General features: G+C 68.8%; 20 protein-coding genes and 1 pseudogene. 9 read left to right on the top strand and 12 right to left on the bottom strand.

The genetic code is table 11. The features are described from left to right. Window positions 1-42 precede the first annotated feature (42 nt). From LC039_RS18865 to LC039_RS18850, 4 genes are read right to left on the bottom strand one after another with little or no spacing between them, the layout of a single operon-like run. Entirely contained in the window at window positions 43-237 is a 195-nt protein-coding gene (locus tag LC039_RS18865) for a twin-arginine translocation signal domain-containing protein (RefSeq protein WP_226627340.1), read from the bottom strand. A gap of 50 nt (window positions 238-287) precedes the next feature. Beyond that, window positions 288-917 carry a molecular chaperone gene (locus tag LC039_RS18860; protein WP_226627631.1) on the bottom strand — a complete coding sequence of 210 codons (630 nt, stop codon included), beginning with the start codon at window positions 915-917 and terminating at the stop codon, window positions 288-290. 20 nt (window positions 918-937) lie between these two features. Beyond that, complete coding sequence (locus tag LC039_RS18855) at window positions 938-1,570, bottom strand: DUF3306 domain-containing protein (RefSeq protein WP_226627338.1); 633 nt, start codon at window positions 1,568-1,570, stop codon at window positions 938-940. Continuing rightward, window positions 1,567-2,100 carry a DUF3305 domain-containing protein gene (locus LC039_RS18850; RefSeq protein ID WP_226627630.1) on the bottom strand — a complete coding sequence of 178 codons (534 nt, stop codon included), beginning with the start codon at window positions 2,098-2,100 and terminating at the stop codon, window positions 1,567-1,569. Before LC039_RS18850 ends, LC039_RS18855 begins: the two co-directional genes overlap by 4 nt. Before the next feature lie 374 nt (window positions 2,101-2,474). Between LC039_RS18850 and LC039_RS18845 the strand changes: the two genes are divergently transcribed. The 6 genes from LC039_RS18845 to LC039_RS18820 all read left to right on the top strand — a co-directional run bounded on the left by LC039_RS18845 (window position 2,475) and on the right by LC039_RS18820 (window position 8,954). Then, the gene (locus LC039_RS18845) at window positions 2,475-4,421 is read left to right on the top strand and encodes a 4Fe-4S binding protein (protein WP_226627336.1); all 1,947 of its coding nucleotides are present in this window, start codon (window positions 2,475-2,477) and stop codon (window positions 4,419-4,421) included. 24 nt (window positions 4,422-4,445) lie between these two features. Then, a complete protein-coding gene (locus LC039_RS18840) occupies window positions 4,446-4,637 on the top strand; it encodes a DUF6494 family protein (RefSeq protein ID WP_092424683.1) in 192 nt (63 codons plus the stop codon). Window positions 4,638-4,640: 3 nt separating this feature from the next. Continuing rightward, window positions 4,641-5,705, top strand: coding sequence for an iron-sulfur cluster carrier protein ApbC (gene apbC, locus LC039_RS18835; protein WP_226627334.1), 1,065 nt, complete (start codon window positions 4,641-4,643; stop codon window positions 5,703-5,705). Next, a complete protein-coding gene (locus tag LC039_RS18830) occupies window positions 5,702-6,412 on the top strand; it encodes a DUF4444 domain-containing protein (protein ID WP_226627332.1) in 711 nt (236 codons plus the stop codon). The genes apbC and LC039_RS18830 overlap by 4 nt, the downstream gene beginning before the upstream one ends. Further along, the gene (locus LC039_RS18825) at window positions 6,409-6,906 is read left to right on the top strand and encodes a DUF6505 family protein (RefSeq protein ID WP_226627330.1); all 498 of its coding nucleotides are present in this window, start codon (window positions 6,409-6,411) and stop codon (window positions 6,904-6,906) included. Before LC039_RS18830 ends, LC039_RS18825 begins: the two co-directional genes overlap by 4 nt. Before the next feature lie 104 nt (window positions 6,907-7,010). Then, a complete protein-coding gene (locus LC039_RS18820) occupies window positions 7,011-8,954 on the top strand; it encodes a cache domain-containing protein (protein WP_226627628.1) in 1,944 nt (647 codons plus the stop codon). Window positions 8,955-9,083: 129 nt separating this feature from the next. Here LC039_RS18820 and fdhF read toward each other — a convergent pair whose 3' ends face one another. Both fdhF and LC039_RS18810 read right to left on the bottom strand, forming a co-directional pair. Further along, window positions 9,084-11,852: a formate dehydrogenase subunit alpha gene (gene fdhF / locus LC039_RS18815; RefSeq protein ID WP_226627328.1), complete on the bottom strand. Its 2,769-nt coding sequence runs from the start codon at window positions 11,850-11,852 to the stop codon at window positions 9,084-9,086. A 147-nt stretch (window positions 11,853-11,999) separates the two neighbouring features. Further along, the gene (locus tag LC039_RS18810; protein WP_226627326.1) at window positions 12,000-13,694 is read right to left on the bottom strand and encodes an NAD(P)H-dependent oxidoreductase subunit E; all 1,695 of its coding nucleotides are present in this window, start codon (window positions 13,692-13,694) and stop codon (window positions 12,000-12,002) included. Between the two features lie 151 nt (window positions 13,695-13,845). Here LC039_RS18810 and LC039_RS18805 point away from each other — a divergent pair, with 151 nt between their 5' ends. Then, a complete protein-coding gene (locus tag LC039_RS18805) occupies window positions 13,846-14,073 on the top strand; it encodes a sulfurtransferase TusA family protein (RefSeq protein ID WP_226627325.1) in 228 nt (75 codons plus the stop codon). Window positions 14,074-14,086: 13 nt separating this feature from the next. Here LC039_RS18805 and LC039_RS18800 read toward each other — a convergent pair whose 3' ends face one another. The 4 genes from LC039_RS18800 to LC039_RS18785 are packed head-to-tail and all read right to left on the bottom strand — an operon-like array spanning window position 14,087 to window position 18,265. Beyond that, window positions 14,087-16,258 carry a molybdopterin-binding protein gene (locus LC039_RS18800; protein ID WP_226627323.1) on the bottom strand — a complete coding sequence of 724 codons (2,172 nt, stop codon included), beginning with the start codon at window positions 16,256-16,258 and terminating at the stop codon, window positions 14,087-14,089. Then, window positions 16,255-16,746 carry a molybdopterin-guanine dinucleotide biosynthesis protein B gene (gene mobB / locus LC039_RS18795; RefSeq protein ID WP_226627321.1) on the bottom strand — a complete coding sequence of 164 codons (492 nt, stop codon included), beginning with the start codon at window positions 16,744-16,746 and terminating at the stop codon, window positions 16,255-16,257. The genes LC039_RS18800 and mobB overlap by 4 nt, the downstream gene beginning before the upstream one ends. Continuing rightward, window positions 16,743-17,393, bottom strand: coding sequence for a molybdenum cofactor guanylyltransferase MobA (gene mobA, locus LC039_RS18790; protein WP_226627319.1), 651 nt, complete (start codon window positions 17,391-17,393; stop codon window positions 16,743-16,745). Before mobA ends, mobB begins: the two co-directional genes overlap by 4 nt. Further along, window positions 17,390-18,265, bottom strand: coding sequence for a formate dehydrogenase accessory sulfurtransferase FdhD (locus LC039_RS18785; RefSeq protein ID WP_226627317.1), 876 nt, complete (start codon window positions 18,263-18,265; stop codon window positions 17,390-17,392). The genes mobA and LC039_RS18785 overlap by 4 nt, the downstream gene beginning before the upstream one ends. Before the next feature lie 78 nt (window positions 18,266-18,343). On the opposite strand from LC039_RS18785, the gene LC039_RS18780 reads away from it, so the two are divergent. Beyond that, entirely contained in the window at window positions 18,344-18,859 is a 516-nt protein-coding gene (locus tag LC039_RS18780) for a DUF2478 domain-containing protein (protein ID WP_226627315.1), read from the top strand. A gap of 4 nt (window positions 18,860-18,863) precedes the next feature. Here LC039_RS18780 and LC039_RS18775 read toward each other — a convergent pair whose 3' ends face one another. Next, window positions 18,864-19,328, bottom strand: coding sequence for a GNAT family N-acetyltransferase (locus LC039_RS18775; protein ID WP_226627313.1), 465 nt, complete (start codon window positions 19,326-19,328; stop codon window positions 18,864-18,866). Between the two features lie 289 nt (window positions 19,329-19,617). On the opposite strand from LC039_RS18775, the gene LC039_RS18770 reads away from it, so the two are divergent. Continuing rightward, on the top strand, window positions 19,618-20,100 hold the full coding sequence (locus LC039_RS18770) for a hypothetical protein (protein ID WP_226627311.1): 483 nt from the start codon (window positions 19,618-19,620) through the stop codon (window positions 20,098-20,100). Between the two features lie 61 nt (window positions 20,101-20,161). On the opposite strand, the pseudogene LC039_RS18765 reads toward LC039_RS18770, so the two are convergent. Continuing rightward, window positions 20,162-20,308: pseudogene (locus tag LC039_RS18765) on the bottom strand (cysteine desulfurase); the annotation flags it as partial.

The raw sequence follows: 20,308 nt of genomic DNA, 5'->3' as shown, positions 1-20,308 counted from the left end.
GTCACGCAACCAGTCGTCCTTGGCGGGAAGTGCCTCGTCCGATCAGAACCGGGCGGCGGCGTAGTAGGCGCGCGTGTGCGCGGTGTCCTGCATCTTGTTCGACGACAGGTCGGGCTCGGCGGCCTCGGCCTCGGTCCCGGTGGTGGTCGCGACGGCGACCGCCGCGAGCGGCGCTGCCGTCGAGGCCAGTTTCAGGAAGTCGCGGCGGCTTTGCGCCTCCTCGTCTTTCCGCTTCATTGAGAGACCTCCTCTCTCGGGGTTGCGGCGGTTGCCCGCCATTGTGCGGATCACTCCGCGCTCATCCGGAAGGCTTCGGTCTCGATCTCCATGAAGGCCCGGCCGAGACGTCCGACCGGGGCATAGAAGACCGAGTTCTTGGCGCCCTCGAGATCCGAATAGAAATGGCTCGCCCAGGGGGCGATGTGCTTGTTGAAGAAGCTCTTCTGCTGGCCGACCGTGGCCGGGGTGCCGAAGCGGCCGACAATCATCGCGCCCATCATCTCCATCAGCGAGGCGATGTTGTCCTCGGGCTCGAAGACGTTCTCGGCGCGGGCGAGGCCGCGGGCTGTCATGTCCTGGCGCAGCAGCGCCAGCGGCTTCTCGTTCAGGAAGCCCGTCAGGTAGTAGGAGGCGTAGGGCAGCAGCTCGCCGCGACCGAGGCCGATGAACAGCCGGTTGTACTCGCTCTCCACCGCCTTGGGCTTGGCGACCTTGGCGACCTTGGACAGGGTCGTGACCGCCTCGCCGATCGGGCTGGCGTCACCGGTCAGCCCGGCGCATTGGTCGATCAGCCCCTGGTCGGCTGGCCGGGACAGGATCAGCCCGAGGAAGTTGTAGAGATCGGCGCGGAGGCGGTCCTCCTCGGCGATCTTCGGAGCTGCGGTCTCGCTGGCGGTGGCCTGGGCGGCTGCGGTCATGTTGGTCTCGTCCGTCATCATCAGGCCTCGAAGGAAAAGCGCATGCGGCGCGAGCTGGCGGGCAGGGCGCTTTCCTCGGGCTCAGGGTCAAGTTGGGCGGTCTCTGCCGCCTGCGGCTCGGTCGGATGCAGCGGCGGGATCTCCGGCGGCTGCTCGATGGTCGGGCCAAGGGTCTCGGGCGCCCGGATCGACGTGGTGCCGGCGTCGGCGATCTGCGTGACGGCTTCGGCGGTCTCGGCCTCTGCGGGCAGGGCTTCGGTTTTCGGCTGGCCGACGTAGTCGAGATGCGCCAGCAGCCCCTTGCCGACCTGATAGGTCGTCTTGAAATCGGCGGCGGGGGTTACGGCGGTGAAGTCCCCGTCGTAATCGTTCAGCCCGTCGAGGCAGGCCAGCACCGGGTTCGAGCGCCAGAGCGTGCGCAGGGCACGGTTCTTCAGCCGCTTCGGCAGTTGCGACTCCAGGAACTTGCGCACCATCTCGCCGTCGGTGATCTCTTCCGGCGCGGGCAGCCCGGCCTCGGCCAGCAGCTCCTCGTCGCTGCGCTCGGCGAGCTGCGCCTCGGTCTCGGCGCGTCGGGCGGTGTCCTGCGCCTGCGTCTCGGCGCGGGTTTCGGCCTCGACGGCGGCCTTCCTGCGGGACCAGAAATCCTTCATTGCAGCCTCCCTCTCTTCAGGGCGGGCGAGGCGTAGACATCCGCCGTGGTCGAGATGCGCGGGTCGCCGATGCCGTCCTGCTTGCCGTCCACCCTTGCACGATCGCGGCGACGTTTCACGAATTCTTCTTCTTCATGATGACGTTCCACGAAATCGCCGACCCAGGCGAGCAGCCCGGCGGGCATCGGGACCTTCTCGACGATGTCCTCGCCGCTGTCGCAATAGTCCTGCGCCTCGTAGGGCGAGGCGGTGACCAGCACGATCTCGAAGGGATGCTCGCCGAGGGTCTTGCGCATGACCACATAGACGCTGGGTTCGCGGGCGGTGATGCCGTGCAGGTAGGCCTCGGTCTCGGCGCGGTAGAGTTCCAGCGAGACGGTGGCGGCGTGATATTCGATCGTTTCGCCCTCGCGGCGCAGCTCGCGCCAGTCGGCGGGGCCGGCGCCGGGCAGCACGGCAACGGCCCGCCAGGCCCACTTGGCCCAACGGGTGACGCCGGGGGTGCGCCGCAGCACGACGCCCACGGGCATGAATTGATCGTTGCTCGGATGACCTGTCACGTTGATGTATCCTTCCTCCCACCGTGATTGAAACAAGTAGAGCGCTTCGGGGAAGGGCCAATTTGTGCACCGCGGTATTCAGGGGCCGATGCGGGACATTTTGGGTAGTCGCCGAGGGGGCAAAAATGCGGCAGGGTCAAACTGTCCAATCCGAGTTTTTTGCTCTGGAAAGGTGCCGCAGTGCGGCATGCGAATCACCCCCGGCGCGGCAGGCATCGCGGCCCGGTGTTCGGCGGGTTTCCGCCCGAGGAATTGAGTTGTCGGTGAGGGCGAATCGGGGCTAGCTACGCCCCTAACCGAGCGCAAAACGGACCGGTCCGGGGCCGTTGGCCAGGAAGGAAACTATGACCAAGACCTTGATAACATGCGATTGTATGGGCACGCAGTCCATCGATGCCGAGGCCCTGTCCGAGGCCACCGGATTCGAGGTCACGCCGCCCTGCAAAGCGCTCTGCACCAGCCAGATCGAGCGCGCGGCGAAGGGATTGACGCAGGGGAATGTTGTCCTTTGCTGTACCCAGGAGAGCCGCACCTTCGAGGCGCTGGCCGAGGAGCTCGAGGTCGAGCCCGCACCGCTGCTCGACCTGCGCGACCGGGCCGGCTGGAGCGCCGACCCCGCGCCCAAACTACCCAAAATGTCCGCCCTCGCCGCCGAGGCGATGCTGCCTGCTGCGCCGGAGAAGACCCTCGATGTCATTTCCGAGGGGCTGTGCCTGATCCTTGGCGCGCCAGAGGTTGCACTTGAGGCGGCCGAGCAACTGGCGCCGCACCTTGGCGTGACGGTGCTGCTCGAGGGCACGCAAGACCTGCCCGACACCCGCGCCTATGACGTAATCACCGGGCGGCTGCGCAAGGCGCAGGGCGCGCTCGGGCAGTTCAAGGTGACCATCGACGCGCTGCGCCAGGTCGAGCCCGGCGGGCGCGGCGCCTTCACCCTGACCGAGCCGCGCGACGGCGGCGTGTCGCAGTGCGATGTCATCCTCGACCTGCGCCGCGAGCCGCCGCTGTTCCCGGCGCACGAGAAGCGCGAGGGCTACCTGCGCGCCGATCCCGGCCGCCTGCAGGCAGTGGCCGCGGCGGTCATGGCCGCGTCGCATCTGGTCGGCACCTTCGAGAAGCCGCTCTACGTGCGGCTGGAGTCGCTGCTCTGCGCCCATTCGCGCGCTGGCCAGACCGGCTGCACCAACTGCCTCGACCTCTGCCCGACCGGAGCGATCTCGCCCGACGGTGAACATGTGACGGTCGACCCGATGATCTGCGCCGGCTGCGGCGCCTGTTCCTCGGCCTGCCCCTCGGGGGCGATCAGCTACGATGCGCCGCCGGTGGACCTGACCATGCGCCGGGTGCAGACGCTGGCGAAGGCGTTCCTCGATGCCGGGGGCCATGCGCCGCGCCTGCTGGTGCATGACGCTCACGGAGCCGAGATGATCCGGCTTTCGGCACGCCACGGCGACGGTCTGCCCGCCGACGTGGTGCCGCTGGAAATCCGCGCCATCGGCGCCTTTGGCCATGCCGAGACCGTCGCGGCGCTTGCCGCCGGATTTGCCTCGGTCACGGTGCTGCCTGGTCCGGGCGCCGATCTGCCGGCGCTGCAGGCGCAGGTGGCGCTGTCGGATGCGATCAGTGGCGGCGGAAAAGTCACGCTGCTCGAGACCCCGGATCCCGATGCCATGTCCGCCGCGCTCTACGCCGAGGAGGCCCCGGCCCCGGTCGCCACCCCGGTGCGCCCGATGGGCACCCGCCGCCAGATCACCCGCCAGGCGGCGAAGGCGCTGCACCCCGGCGCCGAGAGCCTGCCGCTGCCTGAGGGCGCGCCCTATGGCGCCGTGCTGGTCGACACCGACGCCTGCACGCTGTGCCTGTCGTGTGTCTCGCTCTGCCCATCGGGCGCGCTCGGCGACAACCCCGACCTGCCGCAGCTGCGCTTCCAGGAGGACGCCTGCCTGCAGTGCGGGCTCTGCGCCAACGTCTGCCCCGAGGACGCGATTACCTACGAGCCGCGCCTGCTGCTGACAGAAGAGGCGCTCGAGCAGCGCGTGGTCAACGAGGAGGAGCCCTTTGCCTGCGTCGAGTGCGGCTCGCTCTTCGGGGTGAAGTCGACCATTGACCGGATCACCGAAAAGCTTCAGTCCCATCCCATGTTCGACGGCGACAAGCTGCGGATGATCCAGATGTGTGACGACTGCCGGGTGAATGCGCAGTACCATGCCAAGGACAACCCGTTTGCTGCAGGCGAGCGCCCGCGGCCCCGGACCACGGACGACTACCTCAGCAAGCGGCGGGATCACTGACCGCAGAGTCACAGGGAGGCCAATATGAGCGACGATTTCAACATGTCCATGCGCAAGTTCCTCAAGCAGGTGGGCGTCACCTCGCAGCAGGCCATCGAGGAGGCCATGCGCGGCAATGACACCGCCGGGAAGACCTTTGCCGTGAAGGCCGTGGTCACCATCGAGGAACTTGGCCTGACCCATGAGGTCACGGGCGAGATCAAGGGACAGGAGTAAACCTTGCCAGCCAGCAGAGAGGCGGTTCAGGCCGTCCTGAAGAGCGTCGCCGATCCGGTTGCGGGTGGCGATATCATGTCGAGCGGCGTCGTGCGCGCGCTGAACGTGGACGAGGCGGGCGCGGTGCGTTTCGTCATGGAGATCCCGCCCAGCCAGAGCACCGCCTACACCAAGATCAAGGAACAGGCCGAAAGCGCGCTGCGGGCGACGGAGGGCGTCTCGGCGGTCTCCATCGTGCTGACCGGCCACACCGAGAAAGCGCCGCCGGAGCTGAAGATGCGCAAGGCCGAGCCGCAGGGCCCGCAGCGCATCCCCGGGGTGAACCACATCATCGCGATCGCCTCCGGCAAGGGCGGCGTGGGCAAGTCCACCGTCTCGTCCAACATCGCCTGCGCACTGGCGCAGCAGGGGCGCCGCGTCGGCCTGCTCGATGCCGACGTCTACGGGCCGAGCCAGCCGCGGATGCTCGGCGTCTCGGGCCGCCCGGCCTCGCCCGACGGCAAGACCATCCTGCCGCTGCGCAACCATGGCGTCACCATGATGTCGATCGGCCTGATGACCAACGAGGACCAGGCGGTGGTCTGGCGCGGGCCGATGCTGATGGGCGCGCTGCAGCAGATGATGATGCAGGTGCAATGGGGCGCGCTCGACGTGCTGATCGTCGACCTGCCGCCGGGCACCGGCGACGTGCAGATGACGCTGAGCCAGAAGGCGCATGTGGACGGGGCCATCGTGGTCAGCACGCCGCAGGACGTGGCGCTTCTGGACGCGCGCAAGGGCATCGACATGTTCAAGCAGTTGAACGTGCCGATCCTCGGCATGGTCGAGAACATGTCCACGCATGTCTGCTCGAACTGCGGCCATGAAGAGCACGTCTTCGGCCATGGCGGTGTCGCGGCCGAGGCGGAGAAGCTCGGCGTGCCGCTGCTCGCCGAGGTGCCGCTCGACCTGCAGATCCGGCTTGCCTCGGATGGCGGTGCGCCGATCGTCGTCAGCCAGCCCGACAGCGCGCAGGCGCAGGCGTTCCACACCATCGCCTCGGCCCTGGTGACGCAGGGGGTGGCATGAGCACCACCGAAGAGCTGGCCTTCCCGCCCCTTCTCTGGGGCGAGGAGGTGACCACCGATGCCTTCGACTACGCTTGTCAGCGCGCCCTTCTGGGCTGCGATGCCGGGCTGGTGGCCTATCGCGTCACCGCAGATGTGCTTCAGGGGGCGCTGGTCTTCGCCCCCGAGGTGCCGTTGGCGCAGGCGATGGCGATGCTGCCGCTCTGCGGCGTCGGCTTCCAGAACGCGCTTGGTGTCATGGCTCCGCCGGAGGTTGCCGTGCATCTCGACTGGGATGGCGGCATCCGGGTCAACGGTGCCTCCTGCGGGCGCTTCCGCTGCATGGCCGCGACCACCGATCCGGCGCAGGTGCCGGACTGGCTGGTCATCGGCTTCACCCTGCCGCTGATCCCGAGCAGCGACCGCCCCGGCGACACGCCCGACCAGACCTCGCTCTTCGCCGAGGGCTGCGCCGAGGTGCAGCCGCCCGCGCTGCTGGAAGCCTGGGCGCGGCACACGCTGAACTGGGTCAACCGCTGGGAGAGCGAGGGCAGCCGCGCGCTGCACACCGAGTGGCGCGCCCTGGCGCAGGATATGGGCGAGGAGGTCACGCAAAACGGGCTTTCCGGCACCTTCCTCGGCGTCGACGAGGACTTCGGCATGCTGCTGCGCGACGGCGAGACCACCCACCTCATTCCGCTCACCACCCTGCTGGAGCCCGCACCATGAAGCTCGCCCGCGCCATCCATTTCGACGAGAGCGACACCCGCGTCTTCGCCTCGCCCGCGCGCACCGGCGAGTGGTGCATCTCGGGCGGCTTCGAGTTCTCCAACTGGACCGAGGGCGACCTCACCGGCAAGCCGCGGCAGGCCTTTGCCAACGGCTGGCTCGGACTCGAGACCTTCGGGCGGGTGACCTTCGTCGCGGTGACCAACGTAGAACCGGCGGAGCTGCAGGCGCTGACCGACCTCCTGGCCGAGCATTTCGTGACCTATTATGGCGCGCCCTCGGTCGAGGCCGCGCGTCCGGTGGCGGCCGAGGAGCTGGCGCAGATGGTCGAGCTTTGCGACGACCACCCGGCCAACACGCTGCTCACCGTGGCCCGCGAGCTGACCGACGCCGGGGTGCGCGAGAGCTACCGGGTGATCGAGGCCAGCGACGCGGGACTCGAGCAATTCGCCATCCACGGCTCGCTCGACGAGCCGCATGATCACCACCACTGAGGCTGGCGCTGATCCGGCCCGCCGCTGGTAACTGACGATCCGGACTGACCGCGGGCAGGGGGCCGTGCTAGGCTCCCCCCGACATGAAAGCCAAGACCCGCCCGATGATCTCTGTCCGCCTGCGCCTGCTGATCCTTGCGCTTGCGCCGCTGGTCGTGCTGATGCCGCTGCTCTTGCTGCTCGGCATGACCCGCTGGACCGAGGACTACGACAAGGTTCTCGCCGCCAACGTGCAGAGCGATCTGCGCATCGCCGAGCAATACCTGTCGCAGCTGATGACCCGCACCGGCGAGGAGCTGTCGGGGGTGGCCGGCTCGCTGGACTTTGCCGAGGCGTTTGCCGAGGGCGTGCCGGACCGGCAGTTCCTGCTCAACAAGCGCTCCGAGCTGCTGCTGGATTTCCTCTACTACCTGCCCGCCTCCGAGCTGCCGGAGGCCGCCGCCGACTGGCCGGTGATCGCCGCCGCCGCAGAGGGAAAGACACGCACGGCAATCGACATCTTCCCGGCCGAGACGCTGAAGGCGTTGCCGCGCAACCTTGCCGCCCGTGCACGGATCGACCTGATCGAGACACAGGCCGCCGTGCCCACCGACCGCCGGGTGGAGGACCGCGGCATGGTCGTGCATGCCGCCAGCCCGGTGCGCCTTCCGGGGCACGAGGGGGTGCTGGTCGGGGGCGTGCTGCTTAACAGCAACCTCGGATTCATCGACGCGATCAATGCGCTGGTCTACCTCAACCCGGTGACCGGCGGCACGCGGCAGGGCACGGCGACGCTCTTCCTCGACGACGTGCGCATCTCGACCAATGTGCGGCTGTTCGAGGATGTGCGGGCGCTCGGCACGCGGGTCTCGGCCTCGGTGCGGCAGGCGGTGCTGGGCGAGGGGCAAACCTGGCTCGACCGCGCTTTCGTGGTCAACGACTGGTACATCTCGGGCTACCTGCCGCTGGCCGACAGTTTCGGCAAGCGGGTCGGGATGCTCTACGTCGGCTTCCTAGAGGCGCCCTTCGCCGAGGCCAAGCGCGCCGCCTACCTGTGGATGATGGCGGCCTTCGCGGCGGTCCTGGTGCTCTCGGTGCCGGTTTTCCTGTGGATGGCCAAGGGCATCTTCGCGCCGCTCGAGCGGATGACCCAGACCATGCGGCGGGTCGGGCGCGGCAACCTCGCGGCGCGCATCGGCCCGGTGGGGCCAGACGAGATCGGCCAGGTGGCGGCGCATCTCGACGGGCTGCTCGATCAGGTGCAGGACCGCGACCTGAAGCTGCGGGCCTGGGCCGAGGAGCTCGAGGACCGGGTCGACGTGCGCACCGCCGAGCTGCGCGAGGCCAACGCCAAGCTGGAGGAGACTTACCGCCAGCTGGTGATGAGCGAGAAGCTCGCCTCGATCGGCGAGATCACCGCCGGGGTGGCGCATGAGATCAACAACCCGATGGCGGTGATCCAGGGCAACGTCGAGGTGATCCGCATGGAGCTGGGCGAGGAGGCAGGCCGGGTGGAGACCGAGCTGTCGCTGATCGACCGGCAGATCATGCGCATGGAGGCCATCGTCGGCAAGCTGCTGAAATTCGCCCGGCCCGCCGAGTTCTCGGATTGCGGCGAGACGGTGGACCTTGCGCCGCTGGTCGAGGACTCGCTGCTGCTGGTCGAACACGCGCTGAGCAAGGGCGCAATCGAGGTCGAGACCGCCTTGCCCGCGCTGCCGCAGGTGGCCATCGACGCGGGCGAGATGCAGCAGGTGGTGATCAACCTCATCCTCAACGCGGCGCAGGCGATGGGAGAGGCGGGGCACTTGTCGCTGGCGCTGACCGAAGAGGCGCGGGAGGGCGTGCCGGGCGTGGCGCTGGAGGTCCGCGATACCGGGCCCGGGATCGCGCCCGAGAACCTGCCCGCGCTCTTCGACCCCTTCTTTACCACCCGCCGCGGCGAGGGCACCGGGCTGGGCCTGTCGATCTCGCAGAGCATCGTGCAGCGGGCGGGCGGGCTGATCACCGCCGCCAATGCGCCGGAAGGTGGGGCGGTGTTCACCGTCTGGCTGCCGGAGGCGGGCTGAGGGTGCGCATCCGTGCGGCGAAAGCCGAGTGAGCACCAGCCAACGAGGATGGCGCCGTTCATCGGGCTCGCCCGATGAACGACCGCCCGCCCGGCGACTTCGCCTTCAGTCCGGACGGTCTCTCGCGCTCTACGCCGCCGTCACCCGCACCGCCGAGAACTTGAACTCGGGGATCTTGCCGTAGGGGTCGATGGCCGGGTTGGTCAGGATGTTCGCCGCCGCCTCGACATAGGCGAAGGGCAGGAACACCATGTCCGGCGCCACCGCGCGGTCGGCCCGCGCCATGACCTCGATCTCGCCGCGCCGGGTCTGAAGCTTCACCATGCCGCCGGGCTCCACGCCGAGCTTGCGCAGGGTCGATGGGTGCAGCGAGCAGTTCGCGCCGGGCTCGACCGCGTCGAGCACCTTCGAGCGCCGGGTCATCGAGCCGGTGTGCCAATGCTCGAGCTGCCGCCCGGTGGTCAGGATCATCGGGTAGTCGGCGTCGGGCGTCTCGTCCGGCGGGATCACCGAGGCGGGGGTGAAGCGTGCCCGGCCGCCGCCCCGCGGGAAGCCGTCGGCGAAGACGATGGGTTGGCCGGGGTCTTCGGGGGACAGAGACGGGTAGGTCACCGCGTCTTCGCGCTCCAGCCGCTCCCAGGTGATATTGTCGAGCGAGGGCATGCCGCGGGCCATCTCGGCGAAGACCTCGCGGGGGTGGCTGTAGTCCCAGCCCAGCCCCAGCCGCTGCGCCAGCTCCACGGTGATCGCCCAATCCTCGCGCGCCTCGCCCGGCGGCGTGGCCCCGGCGCGGCCCATCTGCACCTGCCGGTTGGTGTTGGTGACCGTGCCGGTCTTCTCGTAGAAGGCAGCGGCGGGCAGGATCACGTCGGCGTAGTTGGCGGTCTCGGTGAGGAAAATGTCCTGCACAACAAGATGCTCGAGCTTGGCCAGCGCATCGCGGGCGTGGGTCACGTCGGGGTCCGACATCGCCGGGTTCTCGCCGAGGATATACATGCCGCGAATGCTGCCCTCGTGCACCGCATCCATGATCTCGGTGACCGTGAGGCCCTTCTTGCCGCTGAAGTCGCCGCTGCCCCAGATCTCGGTGAAGGCCGAGCGCACGCCGTCGTCGGTCACATCCTGGTAGTCGGGCAGGAACATCGGGATGAGCCCCGCGTCCGAGGCCCCCTGCACATTGTTCTGGCCGCGCAGCGGATGCAGGCCTGCGCCGGGCTTGCCGACATTGCCGGTCATCAGCGCGAGGCTGATCAGGCAGCGCGAGTTGTCGGTGCCGTGGATGTGCTGGCTGACCCCCATGCCCCAGAAGATCAGCCCCGCCTTGCCCTTCGCAAAGGTCCGCGCCACGTCGCGCACCATGGCGGCGTCGATGCCGGTCAGGTCTTCAAGCGTCTCGGGCGCGAAACCGGCGAGGTGCTGCTTCTCGGCCTCCCAGTTCTCGGTGAACTTGTCGATATAGGCCTGATCGTAGAGCCCTTCTTCGACGATCACCGACATGATCGAGTTGAGCAGCGGCACGTCGGCGCCGGGGCGGAACTGCACCATGTGGCTGGCAAAACGCTTCAGCGCATGGCCGCGCGGGTCCATGACGATGAGTTTGCCGCCGCGCTTGGCGAACTGCTTGAAGAAGGTGGCGGCGACCGGGTGGTTCTCGATCGGGTTGGCGCCGATGACGATGGCCACGTCGGCGTTCTCGATCTCGTTGAACGTGGCCGAGACCGCGCCCGAACCGACGTTCTCCATCAGCGCCGAGACCGACGACGCATGACACAGCCGCGTGCAGTGGTCGACGTTGTTGTGGCCGAAGCCCTGACGGATCAGCTTCTGGAAGAGGTAAGCCTCTTCGTTTGTGCATTTGGCCGAGCCGAAGCCCGCCACCGTCTCGCCGCCCGCATCCCGCAGCTTGGCCAGCCCGCTGGCGGCAACCTCCATCGCCTCGTCCCAAGAGGCTTCGCGGAAATGGGTGAACGGGTTGGCCGGATCGACGTTCAGCCCCTTCGGAGCACCCTCAAGACGGATCAGAGGTTTGGTCAGCCGGTGCGGGTGGTGGATGTAGTCGAAGCCGAAGCGGCCCTTGACGCAGAGCCGCCCCTCGTTGGCGGGGCCGTTGATCCCCTCGAGGTATTTGACCTTGCCGTCCTTCAGCTTCAGCGAGACCTGGCAGCCGACACCGCAGAACGGGCAGACCGATTGCGCTGCCTCGTCGAAGTCGCGGCTGTCGCCGTGCTGCTGCTCATCCACCACGGTTGCGGGCATCAGCGCGCCGGTGGGGCAGGCCTGCACGCATTCGCCGCAGGCCACGCAGGAGCTGTCGCCCATCGGATCGTCCATGTCGAAGACCGGGAAGGCGTCATGCCCGCGATCCGCCATGCCGATCACGTCGTTGACCTGCACCTCGCGGCAAGCGCGGACGCAGAGGTTGCACTGGATGCAGGCGTCGAGATTGACCTTCATCGCCACATGGCTGTCGTCGAGCAGCGGGATGCGCGCCTCTTCCAGCTTCGGAAAGCGGCTCTCGGTGACGCCGGTGGCCTCGGCCATGTCCCAGAAGTGCGAGCTGCGGTCATGCGCGTCGTCGTGCGCGGGCTGGTCGGCGAGCAGGAGCTCCATCACCATCTCGCGGGATTTCTTGGCGCGGGCGCTGTCGGTGGTCACCTTCATGCCCTCGGAGGGGGCGCGGCAGCAGGAGGCGGCCAGCGTGCGCTCGCCGTCGATCTCCACCGTGCAGGCGCGGCAGTTGCCGTCGGGCCGGTAGCCCGGCGCGTCCTTGTGGCAAAGATGCGGGATGGTGGTGCCGAGCCGTTTGGCGACCTGCCAGATGGTCTCGCCGGGGAGTGCGGTGACCTCCTGACCGTCGAGGATGAAGGCGGTCTGGGGAATGTTCGATCCGTCAGCCATGGCGGGCAGCTCCCAGGGTCTGGGTGGTGAACGAGACAGCAAAGGCGGCCGGGTGATATCGGTCCCGGGCCGCGTCCGACTGAGCGGAGGACGGGTGCGGCCCGGGACGATACCCGCGGGCGGGAGAGGGGGAGGCGCTCGCGGGCATCATTTCACCTCCTCGGGGAAGTGCTTCATCACCAGCCGGATCGGGTTCGGCGCGGCCTGTCCGAGGCCGCAGATCGAGGCGTCGGTCATCACCTGGCAGAGATCCTCGAGCAGATCGCCGTCCCATGTCTCGGCCTGCATCAGCTTCACCGCCTTCTCGCAGCCGACGCGGCAGGGGGTGCATTGGCCGCAGCTCTCCTTCTCGAAGAACTTCAGCATGTTGAGCGCGGCGCCGCGGGCGCTGTCCTGGTCCGAGAGCACCACCACGGCGGCCGAGCCGATGAAGGTGCCATGCGGCTGCAGCGTGTCGAAATCCAGCGCCACGTCGCCCAGCGAGGCGGGCAGCAGCCCCGAGGAGGGTCCGCCCGGCTGGTAGGCCTTGAACACGTGCCCCTCGGCCATGCCGCCCGCGGCCTTGATGAGGTCGTTGATCGTGCTGCCGGCGGGCAGCACGTAGACGCCCGGAATGGCCACGCGCCCCGAGAGCGAGTAGCTGCGCATGCCCGTGCGGTCGTTGTGCGAGACGTCGGACTTGATGGCGTGACCCTCGCGCGCGATGCGGCCGATCCAGTGCAGGGTCTCGACGTTGTGCACCAGCGTCGGGCGGTCGAAGATCCCAACCTGCGCCACGAAGGGCGGGCGCAGACGGGGCATGCCGCGCTTGCCCTCGATCGACTCGATCATCGCCGACTCTTCGCCGCAGATATAGGCCCCGGCGCCGCGGCGCAGGTCGATGTAGCCGGGCTCGACGATCCCCGCGGCTTCGAGCGCGGCGATCTCCTTGTGCAGGATGTGGTGGATCGCCGGGTACTCGTCACGCATGTAGATGAAGCAGGTCTCGGCCTCGACCGCCCAGGCGGCGATCAGCATGCCCTCGAGCATCATGTGCGGGGTGCGCTCTAGGTAGAAGCGGTCCTTGAAGGTGCCGGGCTCGCCCTCGTCGCCGTTGACCGCGAGGTAGCGCGGGCCGGGATTGGCGCGCACGAAGCCCCACTTCTTGCCCGAGGGGAACCCGGCGCCGCCCATGCCGCGCAGCCCGGCGGCGAAGATCTCCTCCTGCACCTTCTCCCAGTCGCCGCCCTCGCGCAGTGCCAGCAGCTTTGCGTAGCCGCCGGCCGCGCGGTAGGCCTCAAAGTCTTCGTAGTCCGGGATCACCGGCTCGAAGTCGCCCGTGTCGAGCGCCGCCTGGATTTTCGCAGGGGTGGCATGGTCGACGTGCAGATGGCCGATCTCGACTGTCGGGCCGGTGTCGCAGCGTCCCATGCAGGGCGCGCGCAGCACGCGGATCTTTGCCGGGTCATGCCCGGCGGTGAGCGCCTCGAACAGCGCCTCCGAGCCCGCCATCTCGCAGGACAGCGAGTCGCAGACACGGATGGTCAGATCGGGCGGCGGGGTCTCGCCCTCCTTCACCGGGTCGAAATGGGCGTAGAAGGTGGCGACCTCCCAGACCTCGGCCATCGACAGCCGCATCTCCTCGGCCAGTGCGCGCAGGTGGGCGGCGGAAAGGTGATGATAGCGGTCCTGGATCAGGTGCAGGAATTCGATCAGCAGGTCGCGGCGGCGCGGGCGGTCGCCGAGCAGGGCCCTGACCTCCTCCCAGGCGCGGTCGTCGAGCTGGCGTCCCTTGGGCGTCGCGCGGCCCTTGCCGCCCTTGCGGCCGGATTTCCAGATCCCTTGCTGCTGATCCAGCGCCATCGAATGCCTCCCTTCATATCGGTGGGTATCCGTTGATGGGGGCTGAAGCGATTGCAGGTCAATATCGCTGTGCCGTCAGTCGATAGGCAGTTCCAATCAAAGATGGCAGCACATGGATGGACAGCGGCCCGCCGTCTGCTATGGAGATCGCATGACTTGGGATCAGGAACTCGATGCGCGCGGGCTGCTCTGCCCGCTTCCGGTGCTCAAGGCGCGCAAGCGCCTGCAGGGCATGGGCTCTGGAGAGGTATTGCGCGTGGTCGCCACCGACCCCGCGGCGGTGATCGACGTGCCGCATTTCTGCAACGAGGCCGGGCATGCGCTGATCGGCTCGGCCGACGAGGGCGAGGCGCAGGTCTACCTGATCCGCAAGGGCTGAGGTCCGGCTCTTCTCAGGCCAGCCCGAAGGAGGCGTAGGGGATGTAGCGCACCGGCGTGCCCGGGGTGACCTCCAGCGCCCCGTCCGGCAGCTCCACCAGCCCGTCCGCCCAGGACAGCCCGCTGATCCGCCCCGAGCCTTCGGAGCCGAAGACCTCCGCCGCCCCTGCCGCGTTCAGGCGGGCCCGCAGGTACTCGCGCCGCCCCGGCTTCTTGCGCTTCGCGAAGGCGGCGGGAACGGTGAACCCCTGCGGCTCGCTCCAGCCCGCGCCCGAGAGCAGCGACAGCGCGGGCCGCGCGAAGACCAGCGCGCAAACCAGTGCCGCCACTGGGTTGCCCGGCAGGCCGAAGACCGGCACGCCCTCCCACATGGCCAGGGCCAGAGGGCGGCCCGGCTTCAGCGCGATGCGCCAGCTCGAGAGGCTACCGCGGGCGCGCAACAGGGCCGAGACATGGTCCTCGTCCCCCGCCGAGGCGCCGCCCGAGGTGAGGATGACATCGGCCTCGCGCGCCCCTTCGTGCAGGCGCTGCGCGATCTCATCGGCGTCGTCCCGCACGTGGCCGAGGTCGACCGGCTCGTAGTGCCAGCCCTGCGCCAGCGACAGCAGCATGGGGCGGTTGGCGTCCCAGATCTGATGCGGCGCGGCGGGCAGGTCGGGCGAGGCGATGATCTCGTCGCCGGTTGAGAGCACCCCGACGCGCAGCGGGCGGTGCACCGGCAGCTCGGCGATGCCGAGCGCCGAGGCTAGCGCCAGATCGGGCGCGCGCAGGCGGTGGCCCCTGGAGAGGGCGGGCGCACCGGCGGCCACGTCCTCGCCGTCCTTGCGGGTGTTGGCGCGCGGCTTGATCGGCCCGTCGAAGACCATGGTGGTGCCGTCGGTGTTGGTGTCCTCCTCCAGCACCACCGTATCGACGCCCTCGGGCAGGATCGCCCCGGTGAGGATGCGGATGGCATGGCCGGCGGGCACGGCGTGGGGATAGGGCTGGCCCGCGGCGGCGCGGCCGGCGACCAGCGGCAGGCGTTGCACGCCGCTGCCGGTGGCGGCATGGGCAAAGCCGTAGCCATCGACGGCGGAGTTCGGCATCGGCGGGTTGGAGCGTTTGGCGGCCACATCGGCGGCCAGCACGCGGCCCGCGGCGCGGGCGGTGGCGATGGTGGTGGTTCCGGTCACCGGGCTGAGCGCCTCGCGCAGCTTGGACAGAGCCTCGTCGACGGGCACCCAGGCAACCCCCTGCGGCATGGCGAAACAGTCGTCGCGCAGGCGCGGGGGCAGCATGTCGGTCGCAGGGGGCGTGGTGTCAGACGGCATGGTGGGCTCGCTGGGCTGTGTAAAGGCGCGACGGGCGGCTGCGATCAGCGCGTCCTCGTGGCCGAGGCCGAGAATCCAGCCTTCCTTGGCATCGCCTTCGCGGCTCATGGCGTCAAGCTGTTGCGGGTCGAGTTCGCGCAGTGCCCCGGCCAGAATACGCACCTGCGCGCGGTCCTTGATCTCATCCTGTTCTGCGAGTTCGGCCACGGTCTTGGCGATCAACGATGGAAAGAGTTCCACCAGCGTGATCGGTGCCTCGCGGCGCTCGAAGGGGCGCACCGCGATGTCATCGCCGAACCTGTCGCGCAACGCCTGCAGCCGGGGGATGCCGAGCAGCGCCTGCGAGCCGACCGAGCCGGTGGTGTAGAGCTTCCACACCGGCTGTGCGCCGGGGGTGGCATCGCAGCGGCGCCGCTCGGGCATGCCGTGGCCGTGCCGCCGCGTGCCCTTGGTCGGCAGGCGGGCATCGCCGAAGGTCTCGGGGCAGCCCCAGAAGGGCCCGATCCCGGGGAAGAGGTCGTTCAGATCAACAGCGACGTGGAAGCGGTTGTTGGCATTGTCCGGCGCGTCCTCGATGCGCTGCGCCAGCGCCTGCCAGAGCCGCAGCGGGTCGGAGGTGCCGGTGAGCGCCTCGGCGAAGCCCGCCGGGTAGGCAAAGGGGAAGTCGAACCCCGCCAGCACCCGCCGTCCGGCATCGCGCTCGGCGTCGAAGAGCGCGGCGAGCGTGTCGGTCGCCGCCTCGCGGGTGCGGTGGTAGCTGGTCTCGACGGTCCCTTCGCGGGCGAGGCCGATCCAGATCGCATCCTTCGACGGTTTCACCGGTGAGGGTTTCGAGGCCCCCGACCAGTCCACGACGACAAAGGTGTCGAAGCTCAAAGCCCCACCTCGCGCAGGATGAAATCGGCGATGGCCTTGGTGTCGTCGAGGTCAAAGCGGGGCAGGGCGGTCTCCACCGCGCTGTCGGCGGCCACCGCGCGGATGCTGGAATTCGCGGGGGAGAGCAGCGGTTTGCCGGTCTCGGCCCGATGCGCCTCGATCTTCGGATGCGGGGCGGCCTTGTAGCCCTCGATCAGCACCAGATCGACCGGGGAGAGCTTCGTCAGCAACTCGGAGAGCGGCGGCTCGGGGGCGTCCCGCAATTCGTGCATCAGCGCCCAGCGGTGCGGCGAGGCGAGCAGCACTTCCTGCGCGCCGGCCTGCCGATGGCGGTAGCTGTCGCGGCCGGGCTGGTCGACGTCGGTGCTGTGATGGGCGTGCTTGAGCGTGGAGACGGACAGGCCGCGGGCGCACACCTCCGCCACCAGCCGCTCCATCAGCCCGGTCTTGCCGCAGTTCTTGCTGCCGGTGACGCCGTAGATCTTCATGACGCGAGCGCCTGCGCCCGCGCCAGGTCCTCGGGCGTGTTGACGTTGAAGAAGGGATCGAAGGGCTCGGCGGGGAAGAGCGCCTCGCCCGCGCCGTGCTGGTCGGTCCAGAGCACCACCTTGCGCAGCCCGCCCTCGAGCGCCGCGCGCAGGTCGTCTCGCAGCGAAACCGGCCAGAGGCCGAAGGTCGGGTGCCGGTTGATCTTCTTGCCGCCGCCGGATTTCAGCGCCTCGTCACCGGAGCGCGGCGTGCAGGCCAGCGCCAGCAGGTGTGGCGCGTCTTCGGCGGCAAGCAGCAGACGCGGCACCAGATCGCAGGGGAAGAAGGGCGTGTCGGCGGCCACCGTGACGATGCTGTCGGCCCCCTGTTCGGCGGCCCAGTCGAGCCCGGCCAGAACGCCGGCCAGCGGGCCGGGGAACCCGGGGATCGTGTCGGGCAGCACCGGCAGGCGGTAGCGGACGAAGCGGACCGCATCGCCGTTGGCATTGAGCGCCAGCCCGCCCACCTGTGGCTCGATCCGGTCAATCACGCGCTGGAGAAGGGGCTCGCCGCCGATCTCCAGAAGCCCCTTGTCGCCGCCACCCATACGCGTGGCGAGGCCGCCCGCGAGGATCACCCCCAGCGGCTGTTGCAGCGGGCGGCTCATTTGGCGGCCTCGTCTGCAGACTTCCGGCGGGACTTGCGGTCTTCTTCGGGGACGGACGACGGATCGACGTCGCGCACCAGCCGCTCCTCGCCCGACAGGCAGACGAAGCGCTGCCCGCGCATCCGGCCGATCAGCGTCAGACCGACTTGCCGGGCGATCTCGACCCCCCATGCGGTGAAGCCCGAGCGCGAGGCCAGCACCGGTATGCCCATCAGCGCGGTCTTGATGACCATCTCCGAGGTCAGCCGTCCGGTGGTGTAGAGGATCTTGTCCTCGGCGCTCAGCCCGTGGCGGAACATGAAGCCCGAGATCTTGTCGACCGCGTTGTGCCGTCCGACATCCTCCATGTAGACCAAGGGCTTGTCCTGCTGGCACAGCACCGTGCCATGGATCGCCCCGGCCTCGAGATAGAGCGAGGGGGTGGTGTTGATCTCTTTCGCCAAGGCATAGAGCCACGACGTGCGGACCTCCGCCTGCGGCAGGGTCAGCCCCTCCAGCCCTTCCATCATATCGCCGAAGACGGTGCCGACGGCGCAGCCGGAGGTGCGGGTCTTCTTCTGCACCTTTTCCTCGTAGGAGGTCTCGCGCTCCGTGCGCACCACGACGGTCTCGATCTCGTCGTCGTAGTCGACGCCGGTCACCACATCATCGGCGCGCAGCATCCCCTGATTGCGCAGGAATCCCAGCGCAAGATATTCGGGATAGTCGCCGATGGTCATCGCGGTGACGATTTCCTGACGGTTGAGATAGATGGTGAGCGGGCGCTCCTCGACCACCGAGATCTCGGTCTCGGCACCGGTCTGGTCGGTGCCCGAGATGCGCCGGGTCAGGCGCGGGTCGGTGGGGTTGGGGAGCAGGGGAAATTCGGGCATGCGGATGATCTTGCGCCTCCTCTGGCCTGCGCGTTGGGCATCTTGTAACCTGTGCCGCGGAGTTTCAAGGGGACGAGCATGCTTGGCTATGTAACGGGTCTGGGTCGCGGTGAAGTGGATCGCCTGATGCGCGAGGTCGCCGACCGGCTGCGCGCCGAGGGCCTGCCGCTGGCCGGTGCCGTGCAGCACAACATCGAGACCGGCCCGGCCAGCAAGTGCCACATGGACCTGCAGGTGCTGAGCGGCACCGAGGTGGTGCGCATCAGCCAGGATCTCGGCGCGCTGTCGCGCGGCTGCCGGCTCGACCCGCAGGGGCTCGAGAGGGTCGTGGGGCTGGTGAGTGCCGGGCTCGCGAAAGGCGCGGCGCTGCTGCTGGTCAACAAGTTCGGCAAGCAGGAGGTCGATGGCCGCGGCTTCCGCCCGGTGATCGGCGAGGCGCTCTCCTCGGGCGTGCCGGTGCTGGTGGCGGTCAATGCGGGCAATATGGACGCCTTCCTCGCCTTCGCCGAGGACCTGGCCGAGCCGCTGCCCACCGATGCCGAAGCCGTCACCGAGTGGTGCCGTGCCCGGATCCGCGAGGCGCAGGCGGCCTAGAAACTCAGAGCCAGATCGTCGCGCAGCGGTTGCCGCTTTCGGCGATGATCCGGGCGCCGGCGCCGAGCGCGATCTGCAGCATGGCGCGGTTGTCGTGGGAGAAGGTGGCCTCGACGGTGTCGATTCCCATGTCGCGAGCATGCCCCAGCGCGGCGGAGAAGAGCTGCCGGCCGTAACCGCGCCCCTGGTAGGCATCCTCGACCGACAGCGCGATCTCGGCATGGGTCCGGCCGACGCGGTAGACCTCGAGCACCGCGCGGGTGTCGCCTTCGGACTCCAGCCCCAGCACGAGGTCCGGGCGGCACGACTCGGCGCGGCGTTTCAGCCATTCGTCGCCGACGCGGCTGTGGAACCGGCTGCGGACCGCCGCGGCGCTCAGGCGTTTCCAATGGCCATAGAGCAGCGCCGCCGCCCGATGGACGGAGCCTTCGGTCGATACGGTTGTCAGCACTGCCTCTGCGGTCGCCATGGGTCATCCTTTCTGTACCGGCGGTGAGATAGAGATGCGCGGCCTGTCAGACCACCGACAAATCGGAGATCCCGGCATGCACGGGCGTCATGACAATGCCGTGATCACAGCGCGATCGGCACCTGAAAGCGCCGCTTGATTATTCCGACTAATTTTGTCATGAAAGACATGCGGCCAGCGACGTGCCAGCCAGAGCGATCCATTTCCATAGACGAAGGCGGGACAGGTTTTCGGGCAAAGGAGACCACATGGCACGGATTTACACGGGCGACGACGCAGGGGGCCGGGCATGAGCGGCGCAGAACACGACCGCTGCGGCAGGGGGCCGGTGGGGCAGTCGGATCTCACCGGGCTCGGGCAGAGCGACCTGGTGGTGCTGATGATCGCGCGCTATTTCTTCCAGTCCTTCGCGCACCCGGGGGGCGAGGGATGGGTGCGCGCCATCTCCGGCGCCGAGCAGGTGATGGGTCGCGAGACGGGGCCCAGGGTGGTCTGCGCGGTGCAGGCAATGCGCCAGTCGCGACACAACCCGTTCCATTTCTCCAACCCGGACTGCCCCGGCTGCGCGTCTCGGCTCTGCGGGCACGAGCGGCTCTTTCTCAACAGCTTCCGTGCGGTGCGCCGGGGCCGCATGGCGGACGCCGAGGCCCATGCCATGCTGCTCTGCGAAGGCAATCCGACGGAAGGGCTGCTTGCGGCGATGGGAGATCTTTGCGCGGCGCTGCCCTCTGCACCGCTACGACCTTCGGTGGAGCGACAGGCGCTGCACTGAAGCGGGGCAGGCCCTGGCTTCTCCCTCAGGTCAGGGCCGGCTTCCGCTCCCCCCCATGTCCTCAGCCCTTTGTCGCGGCGCGGTACCATTGCACGATCTCGCGGCGTGCCGCGTCGTCCATCTGGATGGCGTTGGGCGGCGGCATGGCATGGCTCGCGCCGGCCTGCAGGAAGATCAATTTCGCATGGCGTGCGACGTCGGATTCGGT

This window comes from Alloyangia pacifica (genome assembly GCF_020524285.1).
GTDB lineage: Bacteria > Pseudomonadota > Alphaproteobacteria > Rhodobacterales > Rhodobacteraceae > Salipiger > Salipiger pacificus_B.
Note: the sequence above shows the minus strand (reverse complement) of the source record. Positions and strands in the feature narration are given on the sequence as shown.

What these genes read in the sequence shown, in the direction of transcription:
- LC039_RS18810 (WP_226627326.1), bottom strand. Translation starts at nt 13,694, where the DNA reads ATGGCGCTGGATCAGCAGCAAGGGATCTGGAAATCCGGCCGCAAGGGC.
- LC039_RS18850 (WP_226627630.1), bottom strand. Translation starts at nt 2,100, where the DNA reads ATGCCCGTGGGCGTCGTGCTGCGGCGCACCCCCGGCGTCACCCGTTGG.
- LC039_RS18865 (WP_226627340.1), bottom strand. Translation starts at nt 237, where the DNA reads ATGAAGCGGAAAGACGAGGAGGCGCAAAGCCGCCGCGACTTCCTGAAA.
- LC039_RS18840 (WP_092424683.1), top strand. Translation starts at nt 4,446, where the DNA reads ATGAGCGACGATTTCAACATGTCCATGCGCAAGTTCCTCAAGCAGGTG.
- LC039_RS18825 (WP_226627330.1), top strand. Translation starts at nt 6,409, where the DNA reads ATGAAGCTCGCCCGCGCCATCCATTTCGACGAGAGCGACACCCGCGTC.
- mobA (WP_226627319.1), bottom strand. Translation starts at nt 17,393, where the DNA reads ATGAGCCGCCCGCTGCAACAGCCGCTGGGGGTGATCCTCGCGGGCGGC.
- LC039_RS18855 (WP_226627338.1), bottom strand. Translation starts at nt 1,570, where the DNA reads ATGAAGGATTTCTGGTCCCGCAGGAAGGCCGCCGTCGAGGCCGAAACC.
- fdhF (WP_226627328.1), bottom strand. Translation starts at nt 11,852, where the DNA reads ATGGCTGACGGATCGAACATTCCCCAGACCGCCTTCATCCTCGACGGT.
- LC039_RS18820 (WP_226627628.1), top strand. Translation starts at nt 7,011, where the DNA reads ATGATCTCTGTCCGCCTGCGCCTGCTGATCCTTGCGCTTGCGCCGCTG.
- LC039_RS18860 (WP_226627631.1), bottom strand. Translation starts at nt 917, where the DNA reads ATGACCGCAGCCGCCCAGGCCACCGCCAGCGAGACCGCAGCTCCGAAG.
- LC039_RS18845 (WP_226627336.1), top strand. Translation starts at nt 2,475, where the DNA reads ATGACCAAGACCTTGATAACATGCGATTGTATGGGCACGCAGTCCATC.
- LC039_RS18785 (WP_226627317.1), bottom strand. Translation starts at nt 18,265, where the DNA reads ATGCCCGAATTTCCCCTGCTCCCCAACCCCACCGACCCGCGCCTGACC.
- LC039_RS18805 (WP_226627325.1), top strand. Translation starts at nt 13,846, where the DNA reads ATGACTTGGGATCAGGAACTCGATGCGCGCGGGCTGCTCTGCCCGCTT.
- LC039_RS18770 (WP_226627311.1), top strand. Translation starts at nt 19,618, where the DNA reads ATGAGCGGCGCAGAACACGACCGCTGCGGCAGGGGGCCGGTGGGGCAG.
- LC039_RS18780 (WP_226627315.1), top strand. Translation starts at nt 18,344, where the DNA reads ATGCTTGGCTATGTAACGGGTCTGGGTCGCGGTGAAGTGGATCGCCTG.
- LC039_RS18775 (WP_226627313.1), bottom strand. Translation starts at nt 19,328, where the DNA reads ATGGCGACCGCAGAGGCAGTGCTGACAACCGTATCGACCGAAGGCTCC.
- LC039_RS18830 (WP_226627332.1), top strand. Translation starts at nt 5,702, where the DNA reads ATGAGCACCACCGAAGAGCTGGCCTTCCCGCCCCTTCTCTGGGGCGAG.
- mobB (WP_226627321.1), bottom strand. Translation starts at nt 16,746, where the DNA reads ATGAAGATCTACGGCGTCACCGGCAGCAAGAACTGCGGCAAGACCGGG.